Source organism: Enterobacter sp. MGH 16, from assembly GCF_000493175.1.
Classification (GTDB): domain Bacteria; phylum Pseudomonadota; class Gammaproteobacteria; order Enterobacterales; family Enterobacteriaceae; genus Enterobacter; species Enterobacter roggenkampii.
Genome location: NZ_KI535695.1, coordinates 3,319,753 through 3,335,077, shown reverse-complemented (window position 1 = coordinate 3,335,077; position 15,325 = coordinate 3,319,753). Strand labels below are relative to the sequence as shown.

At 58.1% G+C, this 15,325-nt stretch carries 17 protein-coding genes; 7 read left to right on the top strand and 10 right to left on the bottom strand.

Features of this window, described 5'->3' with window-relative positions:
• Nucleotides 1-6: 6 nt before the first annotated feature.
• Nucleotides 7-1,251 (top strand): tryptophan permease, encoded by a 1,245-nt coding sequence (gene mtr / locus L362_RS07245; RefSeq protein ID WP_023344979.1) that lies wholly within the window; start codon nt 7-9, stop codon nt 1,249-1,251.
• A gap of 86 nt (nt 1,252-1,337) precedes the next feature.
• Here mtr and L362_RS07250 read toward each other — a convergent pair whose 3' ends face one another.
• From L362_RS07250 to L362_RS07260, 3 genes are all read right to left on the bottom strand, one after another.
• Entirely contained in the window at nt 1,338-2,345 is a 1,008-nt protein-coding gene (locus L362_RS07250; protein WP_021242251.1) for a luciferase-like monooxygenase, read from the bottom strand.
• A gap of 78 nt (nt 2,346-2,423) precedes the next feature.
• Nucleotides 2,424-3,302 carry a U32 family peptidase gene (locus tag L362_RS07255; RefSeq protein ID WP_023344978.1) on the bottom strand — a complete coding sequence of 293 codons (879 nt, stop codon included), beginning with the start codon at nt 3,300-3,302 and terminating at the stop codon, nt 2,424-2,426.
• A gap of 7 nt (nt 3,303-3,309) precedes the next feature.
• Nucleotides 3,310-4,305: a ubiquinone anaerobic biosynthesis protein UbiU gene (locus tag L362_RS07260; protein ID WP_021242249.1), complete on the bottom strand. Its 996-nt coding sequence runs from the start codon at nt 4,303-4,305 to the stop codon at nt 3,310-3,312.
• Nucleotides 4,306-4,516: 211 nt separating this feature from the next.
• On the opposite strand from L362_RS07260, the gene L362_RS07265 reads away from it, so the two are divergent.
• Both L362_RS07265 and L362_RS07270 read left to right on the top strand, forming a co-directional pair.
• On the top strand, nt 4,517-5,041 hold the full coding sequence (locus tag L362_RS07265; protein WP_008501482.1) for a ubiquinone anaerobic biosynthesis accessory factor UbiT: 525 nt from the start codon (nt 4,517-4,519) through the stop codon (nt 5,039-5,041).
• Nucleotides 5,035-5,538, top strand: coding sequence for a GNAT family N-acetyltransferase (locus L362_RS07270; protein WP_023344977.1), 504 nt, complete (start codon nt 5,035-5,037; stop codon nt 5,536-5,538). Before L362_RS07265 ends, L362_RS07270 begins: the two co-directional genes overlap by 7 nt.
• On the opposite strand, the gene L362_RS07275 is transcribed toward L362_RS07270, so the two are convergent.
• Nucleotides 5,525-5,854 (bottom strand): GIY-YIG nuclease family protein, encoded by a 330-nt coding sequence (locus L362_RS07275; RefSeq protein WP_008501484.1) that lies wholly within the window; start codon nt 5,852-5,854, stop codon nt 5,525-5,527. The two genes, L362_RS07270 and L362_RS07275, sit on opposite strands and share 14 nt — an antisense overlap.
• 14 nt (nt 5,855-5,868) lie before the next feature.
• On the opposite strand from L362_RS07275, the gene L362_RS07280 reads away from it, so the two are divergent.
• The gene (locus L362_RS07280) at nt 5,869-6,303 is read left to right on the top strand and encodes a YhbP family protein (protein WP_008501485.1); all 435 of its coding nucleotides are present in this window, start codon (nt 5,869-5,871) and stop codon (nt 6,301-6,303) included.
• On the opposite strand, the gene L362_RS07285 is transcribed toward L362_RS07280, so the two are convergent.
• Nucleotides 6,283-6,801 (bottom strand): type 1 glutamine amidotransferase domain-containing protein, encoded by a 519-nt coding sequence (locus L362_RS07285; RefSeq protein ID WP_008501486.1) that lies wholly within the window; start codon nt 6,799-6,801, stop codon nt 6,283-6,285. The genes L362_RS07280 and L362_RS07285 overlap by 21 nt on opposite strands.
• Nucleotides 6,802-6,929: 128 nt before the next feature.
• Between L362_RS07285 and L362_RS07290 the strand changes: the two genes are divergently transcribed.
• Nucleotides 6,930-7,574 (top strand): NAD(P)H-binding protein, encoded by a 645-nt coding sequence (locus tag L362_RS07290; RefSeq protein ID WP_023344976.1) that lies wholly within the window; start codon nt 6,930-6,932, stop codon nt 7,572-7,574.
• A 39-nt stretch (nt 7,575-7,613) separates the two neighbouring features.
• Nucleotides 7,614-8,651: a permease gene (locus L362_RS07295; RefSeq protein ID WP_023344975.1), complete on the top strand. Its 1,038-nt coding sequence runs from the start codon at nt 7,614-7,616 to the stop codon at nt 8,649-8,651.
• Between the two features lie 65 nt (nt 8,652-8,716).
• Here the strand turns inward: L362_RS07295 and dolP are convergent, their stop codons facing one another.
• The 4 genes from dolP to L362_RS07315 are packed head-to-tail and all read right to left on the bottom strand — an operon-like array spanning nt 8,717 to nt 12,432.
• Nucleotides 8,717-9,292 carry a division/outer membrane stress-associated lipid-binding lipoprotein gene (dolP, locus tag L362_RS07300; protein ID WP_008501489.1) on the bottom strand — a complete coding sequence of 192 codons (576 nt, stop codon included), beginning with the start codon at nt 9,290-9,292 and terminating at the stop codon, nt 8,717-8,719.
• A 9-nt stretch (nt 9,293-9,301) separates the two neighbouring features.
• On the bottom strand, nt 9,302-9,892 hold the full coding sequence (gene diaA / locus L362_RS07305) for a DnaA initiator-associating protein DiaA (RefSeq protein ID WP_003861754.1): 591 nt from the start codon (nt 9,890-9,892) through the stop codon (nt 9,302-9,304).
• A gap of 21 nt (nt 9,893-9,913) precedes the next feature.
• Nucleotides 9,914-10,309, bottom strand: a complete 396-nt coding sequence (locus L362_RS07310; protein WP_021242244.1) for a YraN family protein — start codon at nt 10,307-10,309, stop codon at nt 9,914-9,916.
• Nucleotides 10,267-12,432: a penicillin-binding protein activator gene (locus L362_RS07315; protein ID WP_023344974.1), complete on the bottom strand. Its 2,166-nt coding sequence runs from the start codon at nt 12,430-12,432 to the stop codon at nt 10,267-10,269. Before L362_RS07315 ends, L362_RS07310 begins: the two co-directional genes overlap by 43 nt.
• A 62-nt stretch (nt 12,433-12,494) precedes the next feature.
• Here L362_RS07315 and rsmI point away from each other — a divergent pair, with 62 nt between their 5' ends.
• Entirely contained in the window at nt 12,495-13,358 is an 864-nt protein-coding gene (rsmI, locus tag L362_RS07320; RefSeq protein ID WP_023294650.1) for a 16S rRNA (cytidine(1402)-2'-O)-methyltransferase, read from the top strand.
• Between the two features lie 153 nt (nt 13,359-13,511).
• On the opposite strand, the gene garD is transcribed toward rsmI, so the two are convergent.
• A complete protein-coding gene (garD, locus tag L362_RS07325) occupies nt 13,512-15,083 on the bottom strand; it encodes a galactarate dehydratase (RefSeq protein ID WP_021242235.1) in 1,572 nt (523 codons plus the stop codon).
• Nucleotides 15,084-15,325: the final 242 nt, after the last annotated feature.

The window sequence follows — 15,325 nt, the reverse complement described above, 5'->3', positions numbered from 1 at the left end:
GGCTGTATGGCGACACTAACCACCACCCAAACGTCACCTTCGCTGCTTGGCGGCGTGGTGATCATCGGCGGAACCATTATAGGTGCCGGGATGTTCTCCCTGCCCGTGGTCATGTCCGGTGCGTGGTTCTTCTGGTCGCTGGCCGCGCTGGTCTTTACCTGGTTCTGTATGCTCCATTCCGGGCTAATGATCCTCGAAGCCAACCTGAACTACCGCATTGGCGCGAGCTTCGACACCATCACCAAAGACCTGCTGGGCAAAGGCTGGAACCTGGTGAACGGGCTGTCCATCGCGTTTGTGCTCTATATCCTGACCTACGCGTATATCTCGGCAAGCGGTTCGATTCTGCATCACACCTTCTCGGAGATGTCGCTGAACGTACCGGCGCGTCTGGCCGGGCTGTGCTTTGCGCTGGGCGTGGCGTTTATCGTCTGGATGAGTACCAAAGCGGTGAGTCGGATGACGGCGATCGTGTTGGGCGCGAAGGTCATCACCTTCTTCCTGACCTTCGGCAGCCTGCTGGGGCACGTGACGCCTGCCACGCTGTTTAACATTGCCGAAGTGAATACCTCCTATACGCCGTACCTGCTGATGACCCTGCCGTTCTGCCTGGCGTCGTTTGGCTACCACGGTAACGTGCCGAGCCTGATGAAGTACTACGGCAAAGATCCGCGCACGATTGTGAAGTGTCTGGTCTACGGCACGCTGCTGGCGCTGGCGCTGTACGTCATCTGGCTGCTCGGGACGATGGGCAATATCCCGCGCCCGGAGTTTATCGGTATTGCGCAGAAGGGCGGTAACATTGATGTGCTGGTGCAGGCCCTGAGCGGCGTGCTGAACAGCCGCAGCCTGGATCTGCTGCTGGTGATCTTCTCTAACTTCGCGGTGGCGAGTTCATTCCTCGGCGTGACCCTAGGGTTGTTTGACTACCTGGCGGATCTGTTTGGCTTTGATGACTCTGCGATGGGCCGCTTCAAAACCGCGCTGCTGACCTTCCTGCCGCCGATTGTGGGCGGCCTGCTGTGGCCGAACGGTTTCCTGTACGCCATCGGCTATGCCGGTCTGGCGGCGACCATCTGGGCGGCAATTGTGCCGGCGCTGTTGGCCCGCAAATCACGTAAACGCTTCGGCAGCCCGAAATTCCGCGTCTGGGGCGGCAAGCCGATGATTGCGCTGATCCTGGTGTTTGGCGCGGGCAATGCCCTGGTACATGTGCTGTCGAGTTTTAATCTGTTGCCGGTGTACCAGTAAACATTTTGTGCCGGATGGCGGCTACGCCTTATCCGGCCTACGCGTCCCCGTAGGCCAGGTAAGCGAAGCGCCACCTGGCAAAAAGGCTACCCCACCAGCTCCTCTTTCACCTGCATGGCCAAATCAAACGAATGCAAACGTGCCTGGTGATCGAAAATCTGACCGTTAACCATAATTTCATCCGCCTGCGTTTCGCGCAGCACCGCCTCCAGCCCGTGACGCACTTTCGCTTTATCGCCTACCAGCGACATGCTCAGTGCCTGCTGTACGCCATACTGCTCTGAAGCTGACCACAGCTGATGCATATTCTCCACCGGCGGCGGAAGCTGGCCCGTCTCACCGCGGCGCAGCTTCACAAACGCCTGCTGCATGGAGGTGAAAAGGAATTCCGCGTCGCGATTGCTGTCGGCGGCAATGATGTTGATACAGACCATCGCGTACGGTTTCTCCAGACGTTCGGACGGTTTGAAGTGCGTGCGGTAAAGATGCAGCGCCTGATGCAGCATATCCGGCGCGAAATGCGAGGCAAACGCAAACGGCAGCCCCAGCTGGGCTGCGAGCTGCGCGCTGTAGAGGCTTGAGCCCAGCAGCCAGACCGGGATCTTCTCGCCGTAACCCGGTACCGGGCGCACGTGCGGGTTCGGGTCACGCGCGTCGAACCAGTCCACCAGTTCGGCCACGTCGCGCGGGAAGTTGTCGATATCGCCGCTCATATGGCGGCGCAGGGCGCGCATGGTCGGCTGATCGCTACCCGGCGCACGGCCAATCCCTAAATCAATACGGCCCGGATAGAGGGTATTCAGCGTGCCGAACTGCTCGGCGATCACCAGCGGGGCGTGGTTCGGCAGCATCACGCCGCCGGAGCCCAGGTGCAGCGTGGTGGTATTTGCCGCCAGATAACCAATCAGTACCGAGGTGGCGGCGCTGGCAATGCCCACCATGTTGTGGTGTTCGGCCAGCCAGTAGCGGTGATAGCCACGCTTTTCGGCCAGCTGAGCCAGATCCAGAGAGTGCGAAAAGGCTTCTCTTGCCGAGGAGCCTTGTGGGATCGGCGCCAGATCCAGCACCGAAAACGGAAGGGTTTTGTCAGTCATAACAGCTCACTTTGTCGACGGTGAATCTTTAATACTGCATTAAAAAATGATAACCGTTGTTAACAAAGTGAGCCTTTTTTAGGCCTGCAGTTCCAGCCCGGCCAGACGCTTCCAGTAGCCGTTACAGTCGCTGTTTGCCGTCAGCGGCAGCGGAGCAGCGCCGTTTTCGTTAGCGCGGAAGGCGTCCAGCATCGCGAACACGCCGGTATCCAGCGGCGACAGGCGCACCATATCGACCAGCCCGTCCATCGACGCCAGCTCGTTGCCGAGGTTATAGACATAGCCGCTCATGGTCTGAATACCGTTGAGAACAAACACCTGCTGATTCTCCTGGGACAGCATGCTGCGCCCGTTCGGATACTTAATGCAGCAGGTTTCGCACTCGTCTTTCGGACGGTCTTCCGAGCGTGCGGTAAAGCAGCGGGCGGAGTAGGCCAGCGGCAGATGACCGTAGCTCAGCACTTCCACTTCAAACTGATTGCGAATGCCCAGCTCGTCGCACTGTTTAAGCAGGTTTGCCAGCCAGTCGCGGGAGAGTTCCACCGGCATGCACCAGCGCGTCATCCCCTGTTTGAGCAGCAGGCGCAGGGTCACCGCGTTGTAGCAGTTCAGGGCATGACCCGCGACAAACGGCAGCTTGCGCTCGGCACACATGTTCACCACGCCGAGATCGCTCGCTTCCAGCAGGAAATCGCCGTTCTCAACGTAGCGTTTCAGCTCGCCCAGTTCAGAAGAGGCCTGCACCAGCGCGAGCGTGGAAAGCACCACCTGTTTGCCGCTTCCCGCCAGGCTTTTCGCCATCTCCAGCCAGTCGCCCACTTTCGTCGCCCGGCGTTTGCTGCACACCGCTTCGCCGAGGTAAATCACATCGGCGCTGCTGGTGGCGGCCTGCTGGTAAAAATCTTCCAGCGTCTCTTTTGGCCAGTAGTAAAGCACCGGCCCTAATGAATATTTCATGATTTTCTCACTGCCATTTACGGTGATACGCGCCCAGCGTGGTTTGCGTGCCTTCGGACATCGATCCGAGCGTCTCCATCCAGGCCTGCTGCGGCGCGTAGTTCTGCGGATCCGCCATGCAGCGGTCGATGGCCTGACGCCACACTTTCGCCACCTGGCTCACGTACGCCGGGCTGCGCTGGCGACCTTCAATTTTCACCGAGGCGATATTGGCCGCCAGCAGTTCCGGCAGCAGCTCCAGCGTGTTAAGGCTGGTGGGCTCTTCCAGCGCGTGGTAACGCTCGCCGTCTACCAGATAGCGGCCTTTACACAGGGTAGGATAACCCGCGTTTTCACCGTCCTGATAGCGGTCGATCAGCACCTCATTCAGGCGAGATTCCAGCCCCTGCGGCGTTTGCTGCCAGCGAACGAAGCGGGCAGGGGAGCAGGCCCCGACGGTATTTGGCGACTCGCCGGTCAAATAGGAGGAAAGATAGCAACGGCCTTCGGCCATAATGCACAGGCTACCAAAGGCAAAAACTTCCAGCGGCACTGGCGTGACGCGCGCGAGTTGCTTAACCTGATGAATAGAGAGTACGCGCGGCAGCACCACGCGGGCCACGTCAAAGTTTCGGTGATAAAAACGTACGGCCTCTTCGTTGGTGGCAGATGCCTGAACAGAGACGTGGCGCTCAATATGGGGATAGCGTTCTGCCGCATACTCAAGCATGGCGAGGTCGGCCAGAATCAGCGCATCAGCACCCAGCTGTGCCGCCATATCCACCGCGCGCTGCCAGCGGGCGTAGCCGTCAGGATGAGCAAAGGTATTGATGGCGATATGCAGCTTGCGTCGGTGCTGGTGAACGAAGTTAACGGCTTCCTGAAGCTTTTTCTCCGTAAAGTTGAGGCCAGCAAAATGGCGGGCATTGGTGTCATCTTTCAGCCCGATATAGACCGCATCGGCCCCATTTTCGATGGCCGCCTTAAGCGCCGGAAGGTTTCCGGCAGGGCAGAGCAGCTCCATAATTTATCCTGATGTTGTCGATCGCAAAAATGTTAACGAGCTGGGATTTTAATTAACCCATACGCGACAATTTTTGATTTAAGGCAGCTAATGGCGTATTGATGGCACCAATAATGAGGTTGTCCGGACGACGGTTTGTTGATTTACGCCGCTATGTTATGCGTCGGATATGGCAAAATAGCAGGACTATAGATATCAGGGAGTAAAGCTCGTGCTGGATAAACTGCGTTCACGTCTCGTACAATTTGGCCCATCAATGCTGAGCGTGCCGGTAAAGCTGGCGCCGTTCGCGCTTAAACGTCAGGTGCTGGAGCAGGTCCTGAGCTGGCAGTTCCGCCAGGCGCTGCAGGATGGCGAGCTGGAATTCCTGGAAGGCCGCTGGTTGAGCATTGAGGTGCGTGACATCGGGCTGCGCTGGTTTACCTCCGTTGAGAATGACCAGCTGATCGTCCGCGAAACCGCCGAGGCGGACGTGAGCTTTAGCGCCAATGCCAGCGATCTGCTGATGATCGCCGCGCGCAAGCAGGATCCGGATACGCTCTTCTTCCAGCGCCGTCTGGTGATTGAAGGCGACACGGAGCTGGGCCTGTACGTTAAGAATTTAATGGATGCCATTGAGCTGGAGCAGATGCCGAAAGCGCTGCGCGTAATGTTAATGCAAATGGCAGATTTCGTTGAGGCCGGGCTGAAAACCCCGCCGGACAGTAAACACACTTCAGTAGGTGAGCCATGCTGATTCGAGTCGAAATTGGGATTGATGCACCGGGTATCGATGCGTTATTACGCCGCGCTTTTGAGAGCGATGCGGAAGCCCAACTGGTCCACGATCTCCGTGAAGACGGCCTGATCACGCTGGGGCTGGTTGCCACCGATGATGAAGGTCAGGTGGTGGGCTATGTTGCCTTCAGTCCGGTCATCGTTCAGGGCGAAGATCTGCAGTGGGTCGGTATGGCACCGCTGGCGGTGGATGAAAACTATCGCGGGCAGGGGCTAGCGCGCCAGCTGGTCTATGAAGGGCTGGATTCGCTCAATGAGTTCGGTTATGCGGCCGTTGTAACGCTGGGCGATCCGGCATTCTATGGCCGTTTGGGCTTCGAGCAGGCCGCGCATTACGATCTGCGCTGCCGCTGGCCGGGTACGGAATCCGCTTTCCAGGTGCACCGTCTTGCGGACGACGCGCTCAACGGCGTCAATGGTCTGGTCGAATACCACGACCATTTCAATCGCTTTTAATCAGGCTCTCGCGTAGCGCCTCAAAGGAGCCGTCTCCGGTCACGAGGCGCTCTTTCTGGCGCTTCGTCAGCTGTTTGATGCGGTATTCCAGCCTGAGCGCCAACGATCGGTCACCGACGGGCGCCGAAAAGGCGAGCTGTAATTCTCCTTTCCCCCGCAGCGCTTTTGCCCCTTTCCCCGTTTGATGTTGTAAAAAACGCCGCGCCACATCGGTGGTGATCCCGGTGTAGAGTGCGTTATCAGCGGTTCGGACAAGATAGAGAAACCAGCACACGGTAAACAGATTCAGTATGTTAAGGTGAACGCACCATAGCATGAGAGAGAACGAAAATGGAAACACTGGCCGCCATTAACCGCTGGCTGGCGAAGCAGCACGTCGTCACCTGGTGCGTCTACAGCGAGGGTGAGATGTGGTGCGCAAACGCGTTTTACTACTACGATCCGGAGCGCGTCGCGTTTTACGTCATGAGCGAAGACAAAACGCGTCATGCGCAGATGACCGGCCAGCAGGCAAAAGTCGCGGGCACGGTAAATGGCCAGCCGAAGACAGTCGCGCTGATCCGTGGGGTACAGTTTAAGGGGGAAATCCGTCGACTGGACGGAGAAGAGAGCGACGCGCGTCGCAAGCACTACACGCGCCGCTTTCCGGTCGCCGCTGCGCTAAAAGCCCCGGTGTGGGAAATCCGCCTCGATGAGCTGAAATTTACCGACAACACCCTGGGCTTTGGCAAGAAGCTGCACTGGTTACGCGCCGAGCAGGCGTAGCGCTTCGCGGTTAAACGCCGGGAGATCGTCCGGGGTCCGGCTGGTGATCAGCTGGTCTTTGTCGTTGACCACCTCCTGATCGTAAAACTCGGCCCCCGCATTTTTCAGATCGATAACGATCGGTTTCACCGCCGTGAGCTTACGCCCGCGTACAACCTCCGCGCTGATGAGCAACTGCGGCCCGTGACAGATGGCAAAGACCGGTTTGCCGGTAGAGACAAAGTCCCGGGTGAAGGTTACGAAGCGCTCGTCTCCGCGCAGGGAATCCGGTGAATGGCCGCCGGGTAAAAGCAGGGCGTCAAAATCTGAGGGGCTCACGTTATCGATAGTCTCGTCGATGGTCACGCTGGCCTCGCCCTTATGGCCTTTCACCGTTTTGCCCGCCTCTTTCTCGATGGTGATGACCTCATGTCCCGCCTTGCGGAACGCCTCTGCAGGAGAGGTGAATTCTGAATCTTCAAACTCGTCGGTAATCAAGACTGCGATTTTCTTGCCCATGCTTCCTCCGTTGTTTTGGCTTCAGACTGATTTTTCTCCGCTTGTGGTAAATACTTACCTGTAACAGACTTCTAAGTGTGGTCGACGACGCTGAGTTCGCAAACGGACAATTCTGTAAAGGGGATACGATGAGTCAGGTACTGATTACCGGGGCTACCGGGCTAGTGGGCGATCATCTGCTGCGGCTGCTGATTCAGGATCGCCGCGTGAACTACATCGCCGCCCCGACGCGTCGACCGCTGGTGGACATCTCCGGGGTCTTTAATCCGCACGATCCCCAGCTGACGGATGCGCTGGCGCAGGTCCAGGACCCGATTGATATCGCCTTTTGCTGTCTGGGCACCACGCGTCGGGAGGCGGGTAGCAAAGAGGCATTTATCCACGCCGACTATACGCTGGTGGTGGACACCGCGCTTGCGGCGAAAAAGCTGGGAGCCAGACATTTTCTGGTGGTCAGCGCGCTGGGCGCCAGTGCCGGATCGCCTTTCTTCTACAACAAGGTGAAGGGCAAGATGGAGGATGCGCTGATTGCGCAGAAATGGGAGCAGCTGACGATTGTGCGCCCCTCAATGCTGATCGGCCACCGGGACGAGCGCCGCTTTAACGAGTCGATATTTGCCCCGCTGTTTCGGATCCTGCCCGGCAACTGGAAATCTATCGAGGCGCGGGACGTCGCGCGTGCGCTGTTAAAAGAGGGACTGGCTCCGTCGAAAGCGGGCGTAAACATTATCCCTTCGGCAAAACTGCGTGAAATCGCGCAGGGCGAGGCGTAAACTCCCCCGGCTAATTACTCATACTCTCCGGGGAATGCTATGACTGGTCAGTCTTCATCTCAGGCGGCAACACCTGTTCAATGGTGGAAGCCCGCACTCTTCTTTCTCGTGGTCATCGTTGGCCTTTGGTACGTGAAATGGCAGCCGTACTACGGCAAAGCCTTCACCGCCGCCGAAACGCACAGCATCGGTAAATCTATTCTCGCTCAGGCGGATGCCAGCCCGCTTCAGGCGGCGTGGGACTATGCCATGGTCTACTTCCTTGCCGTCTGGAAGGCCGCCGTCTTAGGCGTGATCCTGGGCTCACTGATTCAGGTGCTGATCCCGCGCAACTGGCTGGTGAAAACCCTCGGACAGCCGCGCTTTCAGGGGACGCTGCTGGGAACGATCTTCTCCCTGCCGGGCATGATGTGCTCCTGCTGCGCTGCGCCCGTGGCGGCAGGGATGCGCCGCCAGCGCGTGTCGATGGGCGGCGCGCTGGCGTTCTGGATGGGCAACCCGCTGCTCAATCCGGCGACGCTGGTGTTTATGGGCTTTGTCCTGGGCTGGCATTTCGCGTTCATTCGTCTGGTGGCCGGACTGCTGACCGTGCTGGTGGTGGCGACGCTGGTGCAGAATCTGGTGAAGGATAAGGCGCCAGAGTCCGCGTCTGTTGAGCTGGACGTCAGCGAGCCGCAGGGCGGGTTCTTTGCGCGCTGGGGCAGGGCGCTATGGCAGCTTTTCTGGAGCACCATCCCGGTCTATATCCTGGCGGTGCTGGTTCTCGGGGCGGCGCGCGTCTGGCTCTTCCCGCATGCGGATGGCGCTATCGACAACACGCTGTTGTGGGTCATTGCGATGGCCGTTGCAGGCTGCCTGTTTGTGATCCCTACCGCCGCAGAAATTCCTATTGTTCAGACCATGATGCTGGCCGGCATGGGCACCGCACCGGCACTGGCATTGCTCATCACGTTACCGGCCATCAGCCTGCCGTCGCTGATTATGCTGCGTAAGTCATTCCCGGCGAAAGCGCTGTGGCTCACCGCGGGGCTGGTGGCGTTGAGCGGGGTGATGGTGGGAAGTATTGCGCTTCTGTGAAAAACGCCCGGTGGCGCTACGCTTACCGGGCCTACAAAAAAATCCCCTCACTTGAGGGGATTTTTTTATTTAATGTAAGTAAACGCGGTGGTGACGTGCTTCACGCCGCTCACCCGGCTGGCGATATCGGCCGCCGCTTTCCCTTCACGTTCGGTCACCAGACCCAGCAGGAACACTTCACCGTTTTCCGTTGTCACCTTCACGTTGGAAGATTTCACCTGGTCCGAGCCCAGCAGCTGGGAACGTACTTTGGTGGTGATCCAGGTATCGGAAGAGGCATCACCCAAACCAATTGGCTTGCCCTGACGCACTTCGTTAAACACCTCTGTGGTCCCTTCAACGCCCATCGCAATCTGTTTCGCACGCGAGGCGAGCTCCATATTCGGCGCCTGGCCTGCCAGCAGCACTTTGCCCTGATAAGCCGTCACGTTGATACGCGCCTCTTTCTTGATCTGTTCGTCTTTCGACAGCGCACTGTTGACGCGCAGCTCCAGCGTACCGTCATCCACCTGTGTTCCCACAGTGCGCGGATCGGTTGCCGCTTTGGTGCCTACTGCGGCAGTACCCACAACGGCCGCAGCGATACATCCCTGAAGCAGTAATGCAGACATAAGGACTGCGAGGGTCGATAAAGCCTTCATAAGAACTCCTTAATCATCCTGGTGAGGGAAAAGCGTGTTATCGATCAAGTCACATAAGCAGTTCACCGTGAGCATATGCATTTCCTGAATACGCGCGCTCCGGTGAGACGGAATGCGGATTTCCACATCCTGCGGCCCAAGCAGACCCGCCAGCTCACCCCCGTCATAGCCGGTTAAGGCCACGATAGTCATGTCGCGGGTGACGGCGGCTTCAACAGCTTTGACTATATCCCGGCTATTGCCGCGCGTGGAGATAGCCAGCAGCACATCTCCGGCATGACCCAGGGCTCGCACCTGCTTTGCGTAAATTTCGTCATGCAGACGATCGTTAGCAATCGCCGTTAAGACCACATTATCGGTATTAAGTGCAATGGCAGGTAAACTGGGACGTTCTGTTTCAAAACGATTGATCATGCTGGCAGCAAAATGCTGTGCGTTGGCGGCTGACGTGCCGTTGCCACAACAGAGGATTTTGTTGCCGTTTAGCAGGGATTGCACCAGCGTCATTGCGGCACGCGAGATAGCATCCGGAAGGGCTTCCGCCGCGGCAATCTGAGTCTGGATGCTTTCTGTGAAGCACACTTTAATTCTTTCGAGCACGTTATCCCTTTTAAATCTTAATTATGCGTCTTCGCCAAAAGCGTTTTTAAGCCATTCGATCTCATTTCCGGTGAAGGCTATCACATCGAACCGGCAATCCACAGTATCAAAACTCCCATTATGGCGGGCAAGCCACAAGTGGGCAGTCTGTAATAATTTATGTTGTTTGGCGAGCGTCACGCTGGCGGCAGCACCGCCAAAACGGGAGGACTGTCGAAAGCGCACTTCTACAAACACAATGACCTGACCGTCTTTCATGATCAGGTCGATTTCGCCACCACGTCCACGGACGTTGGCGGCGATAAAACGCAGTCCTTTGCCTTCAAGCCAGCGACGCGCCTTTAACTCCCACGCATCGCCGGTTTGTTTGCGGCTTAACTGGCCGGGACGATCTGCCCCTGCTGGTATTTGAGCCATGATAACTTCCTGTTAATCACACAATCCTGGGTCGCGGTCAGATCGCCGGTGTTGCCGTTAAGCTCGAAGCCCGGCACCTGACGCATCTGGGTAAAGTGGTTTGCCAGCGCCCACGCATCAACCCCCATCGCATACAGACGCGCCAGAGAGTAATCGTTACGCACCGCGCTCAGCGCCTGCTGCATCAGGGATGGATTGCTGCCGGCCAGCATCGGGATTTCGCTGTACTGCAGACCGTCCATTTCCAGACGGAAATCCGGGCCTGCGGTGCCCTGTGCGCTGCGGGAGCTGGCGTAGAGCGTTGCGCCGCTCTGGCTGCCGTTACGCATCGCAATCATCGGTTTGATAAAGGCGATCTCCTGCGGCGTGGCAACGATATAGGCCGCATCCACTTTACCGCCACCGCTAATCTGCGCGTCGGTTGGCGGCGCAGGGATCGTCAGGCCGCCAATCGTCACGCCCTGCTGCTGTGGCAGGCTCGCGGTGACCGGGCTACCGTTAAGTGCGATACCCGCCCCGCCGTTGACGCCTGCGCGCAGTTCAGAGACGGAACCGAATTTCTGCTGCAGCACCACGCCGCCGCCCAGCTTCTGCCACTCATCGGCAAAGGCATTGGCCACGCGATCGCCCAGCGTGCTGCGTGGGATGAGCAGCAGCGGAGCCTGCTTACCCTGCTCATGAATATGACGCGCCGCATCGCGGGCTTCATCTTCTGGAGAGAGCGCGAAGTAGCAGATATTGGCCCGGTTCTGAACCTGCTCTGGCTGGTTGAGCGCCAGCACGTTCAGCGTGGTATTGCTCTTCATCAGCTCTTCCACGTTGTTCTTCAGCAGCGGACCGACAACGATGCTCGCCCCGTCCTGCTGTACCTGCGCCAGCACCTGGTCAAGCGGCTGCGAGCTGGTGTCGTAGATTTTCAATTCAGCGCCCGGGTTGGCGCTGGTGGTTGCCACGGCCTGCGGCTGCGTGGCAGGTTGAGCCGCGGGTTGTGCAGGCTGCTGTTGAGGCTGTTCTGCTGTTGTGGCAGGAGCTGGCGCCGTTTGCGTCTCGGCCGGAGCCTGGGCCGCAGGTGCTGCTGTAGCCGGTGCAGCTTCATCTGGAGGCGTCGTCGGGGCCGTCACAGGGTTTTGCATCGTGCCCTGCGCTGGCGTTTGCGCCGTGGTCAGGTCGCTGGTCTCTGCGGCGGATGGGCTGACAACATCATTATTCACATTAGCCGCCTGGGCTGCCTGTGCGGGAACGGCGCTGCCGGCTACCGACGTCGTGCCGTTTTTCGCCGCTTCAAAACCCTGCTGAATGGTACGTCCAAACACCGCCGCCTGGCCGTTGAGCGGCAGAAGCAGGGCGATTTTGCTGGTGGAAGCTGGCTTAAAGTTCTGCACGTTCACCAGCTGGGTTGGCAGCATTTTCGCGCCCGGGTTTTGCGGGTAGCGCGTCTGCCAGTCCGTAATGCCGGCTTTCAACATTTTTGGATCGCTGCGGTTGTTAAACCACATCTGCTGCAGATCCAGCCAGCCCTGCAGGACGTTTTCATCCGCGTTGATGACCAGCGCCTGCGCCTGTTCCTGCGTCATCGACGCCAGCGCTTGCCAGGTGGCATCAATATTTTTCTGCTTATCAGCACCGCCAAGCAGCGGCTCTTGCGCGACGAGCGCGCGGAGCAGCGTCAGGGAAGGGCGTCCCTGCTCAGCGGTAATACCCGCCTGCCAGAAGCGCGCCTGCTGGTTTTTATCCAGAGCGCTTACGTCGATATCACCGAGGATCTTCTTCGCGGCGGCGTAATCTTTCAGCGCGACTTTCAGCTCGGCAGAGAGCAGGCTCTGCTCGCGACGCTGTGCGTCGTTAAGATCTTTTGGCAACTGGTTAAACAGTTCGGCTGCCCGCTGGGTTTTACCCTCTTTCAGCAGTGCACGAATGGCGAGTAATTGCCAGTTGGTCTTGGTATCATTTGAACTCTGCGACATTTGTTGCAGATAAAAGCCAGAATCAGCCTGAGCAGAACCCTGGAGATGGGCGGTGCTCTGGTCAGGTGCCTGGGTGCCACAGCCTGCAAAGATCAGGGCTGCCAGCAGAAGCGGCACGCTGCGCGTGGCTTTTTTTCGAAGAAACGTTAACGGTACCATACTGTATCCAGTGATTTTTTTTACGCAATGCTCAATATTAAATCGGCAATACGGACGAAACAATGAAACAACACGAAACGGCAGATAATTCTCAAGGTCAGCTTTATATTGTACCTACTCCTATCGGGAATTTGTCTGATATTACCCAACGTGCGCTCACCGTACTGCAAGCTGTTGATTTAATTGCTGCTGAAGATACCCGCCACACCGGCCTGCTGCTGCAACATTTCGCGATTAACGCCCGTTTGTTTGCGCTGCACGATCACAATGAGCAACAAAAAGCCGAAACGCTGGTGGCGAAGCTGAAAGAGGGGCAGAACATAGCCCTGGTCTCCGATGCCGGTACGCCGCTGATCAACGATCCGGGCTATCACCTGGTGCGTACCTGTCGCGAAGCCGGTATTCGCGTTGTGCCCCTGCCGGGACCGTGTGCCGCGATTGCGGCGTTAAGCGCCGCAGGTCTGCCGTCTGACCGTTTCTGCTATGAAGGCTTTCTGCCTGCTAAATCAAAAGGCCGCCGCGACGTCTTAAAAGAGCTGGAAGCGGAACCGCGCACCCTGATTTTCTACGAATCCACGCACCGCCTGCTGGAGAGCCTGGAAGATATGGTGACCGTCTGGGGGGAAGGCCGCTACGTGGTGCTGGCGCGCGAGCTGACCAAAACCTGGGAAACCATCCACGGCGCACCGGTGGGCGAGCTGCTGGCGTGGGTGAAGGAAGACGAAAACCGCCGCAAGGGTGAAATGGTGCTGATTGTCGAAGGGCACAAGGCGGAAGAAGACGCCCTTCCTGCCGACGCGCTGCGCACGCTGGCGTTGCTGCAGTCGGAACTGCCGCTGAAGAAAGCCGCTGCGCTGGCGGCAGAAATTCACGGCGTGAAGAAAAATGCGTTGTATAAGTATGCGCTGGAGCAGCAGGGGGAGTAAGCTCCTGCTGCCTGTTTTGCCGGGTGGCGGCTGCGCCTTACCCGGCCTACGGATCGTTATGTGTCTTTTAGCTAGCAGGTATCGCCTCAACTTAGAAGGTTTGCGGCGTGTCCGACGGGTTACCTAAATGCGGGATAGATGTGGGACGGAAAATCACGTCACCGGTGCCGGGTTAAACACCGCCAGCTGATTATGCAATCCCCATTGGTCCGAGAAGGTTTTCTTTCGCCCGCTGGCGACATCCAGAATGAAGTGGAACAGCTTCCAGCCCACGTCCTCAATGCTCTCCTCCCCGGTGGCGATGGTGCCCGCGTTAATATCCATTAAGTCATACCAGCGGTTTGCCAGCTCGGTGCGAGTCGCCATCTTGATCACCGGCACCGCCATCAGGCCGTACGGCGTGCCGCGCCCGGTGGTAAAGACCTGTACCGTAATGCCGGATGCTACCTGCTGCGTGCCGCACACAAAATCGCTGGCCGGCGTTGCCGCGTAGATCAGGCCGCGTTTCGTCGGGCGCTGGCCCGGAGAGAGCACTTCTGCAATGGCGCTCTGCCCGGATTTGGCAATAGAGCCGAGGGCTTTTTCCACCACGTTTGCCAGGCCGCCTTTCTTGTTGCCCGGAGACGGGTTGGCGCTGCGGTCGGTTTTGCCCATATCGAGATAGTTATCGTACCAGGCCATCTCCTCAAGCAGCCGCTTGCCGACCTCTTTATTAACGGCGCGCGGCGTCAGCAGATGGATGGCGTCACGCACTTCAGTCACCTCGGAGAACATCACCGTGGCGCCGCAGCGAACAAGCAGATCGGACGCATAGCCCACCGCCGGGTTGGCCGTCACGCCGGAGAAGGCATCGCTGCCGCCGCACTGGGTTCCGACCACCAGCTCCGACGCCGGGCACGTTTCGCGCCGGCGGCGGTTGAGCTTGTCCAGATGGCGTTCTGCTACCTGCAAAATATCGTCGACCATTGAGCGGAAACCGACGTGGCGTTCGTCCTGCAGGCGCACGATGCTGGCCTCGTCTGCCGGGATGGCTTTGACATCCTCGGTACCCTGCAGCAGGCGTTCTGGCTGCAATTTTTCACAGCCGAGGCCAATGACCATCACCTCGCCGCCAAAGTTGGGGTTCAGGGCGATATTGTGGATGGTCCGGATAGGCACCACGGCAGCGGGCGCGTTAATCGCCACGCCGCAGCCGTAGAGGTGGTTCAGGCCCACCACGCCGTCGACGTTCGGGTATTTTGGCAGCAGATCGCGTTCGATGATTTTCACCACGTAATCCACGACGCCCGCCACGCAGTGCACGCTGGTGGTAATGCCGAGCAGATTTTTGGTGCCGACGCTGCCGTCCGCATTGCGATACCCTTCAAAGGTATAGCCTTCCAGCGGGGGAAGCGGTTCCGGCACGCGGGTTGCCAGCGGAAGCGTGTTCAGCGGCGGCGCTTCTGGCAGCGCCACCAGCGACTCCTCCACCCAGCTTCCCTGCGGTATCGAACGAACGGCATAGCCGATGACTTCACCGTAACGCACAATTTCGCTTTCAGCAGGGATATCCACCAGGGCGACTTTATGTCCCTGCGGAACATGCTCAGTCAGTTCCAGCCCGTCCGGGAAGCGGGTTCCTGCTTTTAAGCCATTGTCGTTGACGATAATCGCCACGTTATCGGCGTCGTGCACTTTTATATAAAACGCCGTCGGCGGTGCCTGTCGAATTTCAATGTCGGCCATTGGTCAGTATTCTCCAGCATTCTGATAATAAGTTCAGCCATTTTTCTGATGGTAGAAATAAATACGCGGCTTTCAGAAATAAAGCATGTCAGCAGATTCAATATCAAAATGTGATCCCGATCGCTCGCGAGCCCGTAATCCTTGATTCTGTGCATTAGCGCCCAGTGCTTTGTGCATATGCAAAAATTTTTATCAAAAAATAGCGTAATACCTGAGCATTAAAACAATGTGCGGCCGTGGAT

Coding starts and splice junctions, on each gene's coding strand:
- L362_RS07270 (WP_023344977.1), top strand. CDS start 5,035: ATGCTGATTCGAGTCGAAATTGGGATTGATGCACCGGGTATCGATGCG.
- garD (WP_021242235.1), bottom strand. CDS start 15,083: ATGGCCGACATTGAAATTCGACAGGCACCGCCGACGGCGTTTTATATA.
- mtr (WP_023344979.1), top strand. CDS start 7: ATGGCGACACTAACCACCACCCAAACGTCACCTTCGCTGCTTGGCGGC.
- L362_RS07275 (WP_008501484.1), bottom strand. CDS start 5,854: ATGCTATGGTGCGTTCACCTTAACATACTGAATCTGTTTACCGTGTGC.
- L362_RS07310 (WP_021242244.1), bottom strand. CDS start 10,309: ATGGCTCAAATACCAGCAGGGGCAGATCGTCCCGGCCAGTTAAGCCGC.
- rsmI (WP_023294650.1), top strand. CDS start 12,495: ATGAAACAACACGAAACGGCAGATAATTCTCAAGGTCAGCTTTATATT.
- L362_RS07290 (WP_023344976.1), top strand. CDS start 6,930: ATGAGTCAGGTACTGATTACCGGGGCTACCGGGCTAGTGGGCGATCAT.
- L362_RS07255 (WP_023344978.1), bottom strand. CDS start 3,302: ATGAAATATTCATTAGGGCCGGTGCTTTACTACTGGCCAAAAGAGACG.
- L362_RS07315 (WP_023344974.1), bottom strand. CDS start 12,432: ATGGTACCGTTAACGTTTCTTCGAAAAAAAGCCACGCGCAGCGTGCCG.
- L362_RS07250 (WP_021242251.1), bottom strand. CDS start 2,345: ATGACTGACAAAACCCTTCCGTTTTCGGTGCTGGATCTGGCGCCGATC.
- dolP (WP_008501489.1), bottom strand. CDS start 9,292: ATGAAGGCTTTATCGACCCTCGCAGTCCTTATGTCTGCATTACTGCTT.
- L362_RS07260 (WP_021242249.1), bottom strand. CDS start 4,305: ATGGAGCTGCTCTGCCCTGCCGGAAACCTTCCGGCGCTTAAGGCGGCC.
- L362_RS07295 (WP_023344975.1), top strand. CDS start 7,614: ATGACTGGTCAGTCTTCATCTCAGGCGGCAACACCTGTTCAATGGTGG.
- L362_RS07285 (WP_008501486.1), bottom strand. CDS start 6,801: ATGGGCAAGAAAATCGCAGTCTTGATTACCGACGAGTTTGAAGATTCA.
- L362_RS07280 (WP_008501485.1), top strand. CDS start 5,869: ATGGAAACACTGGCCGCCATTAACCGCTGGCTGGCGAAGCAGCACGTC.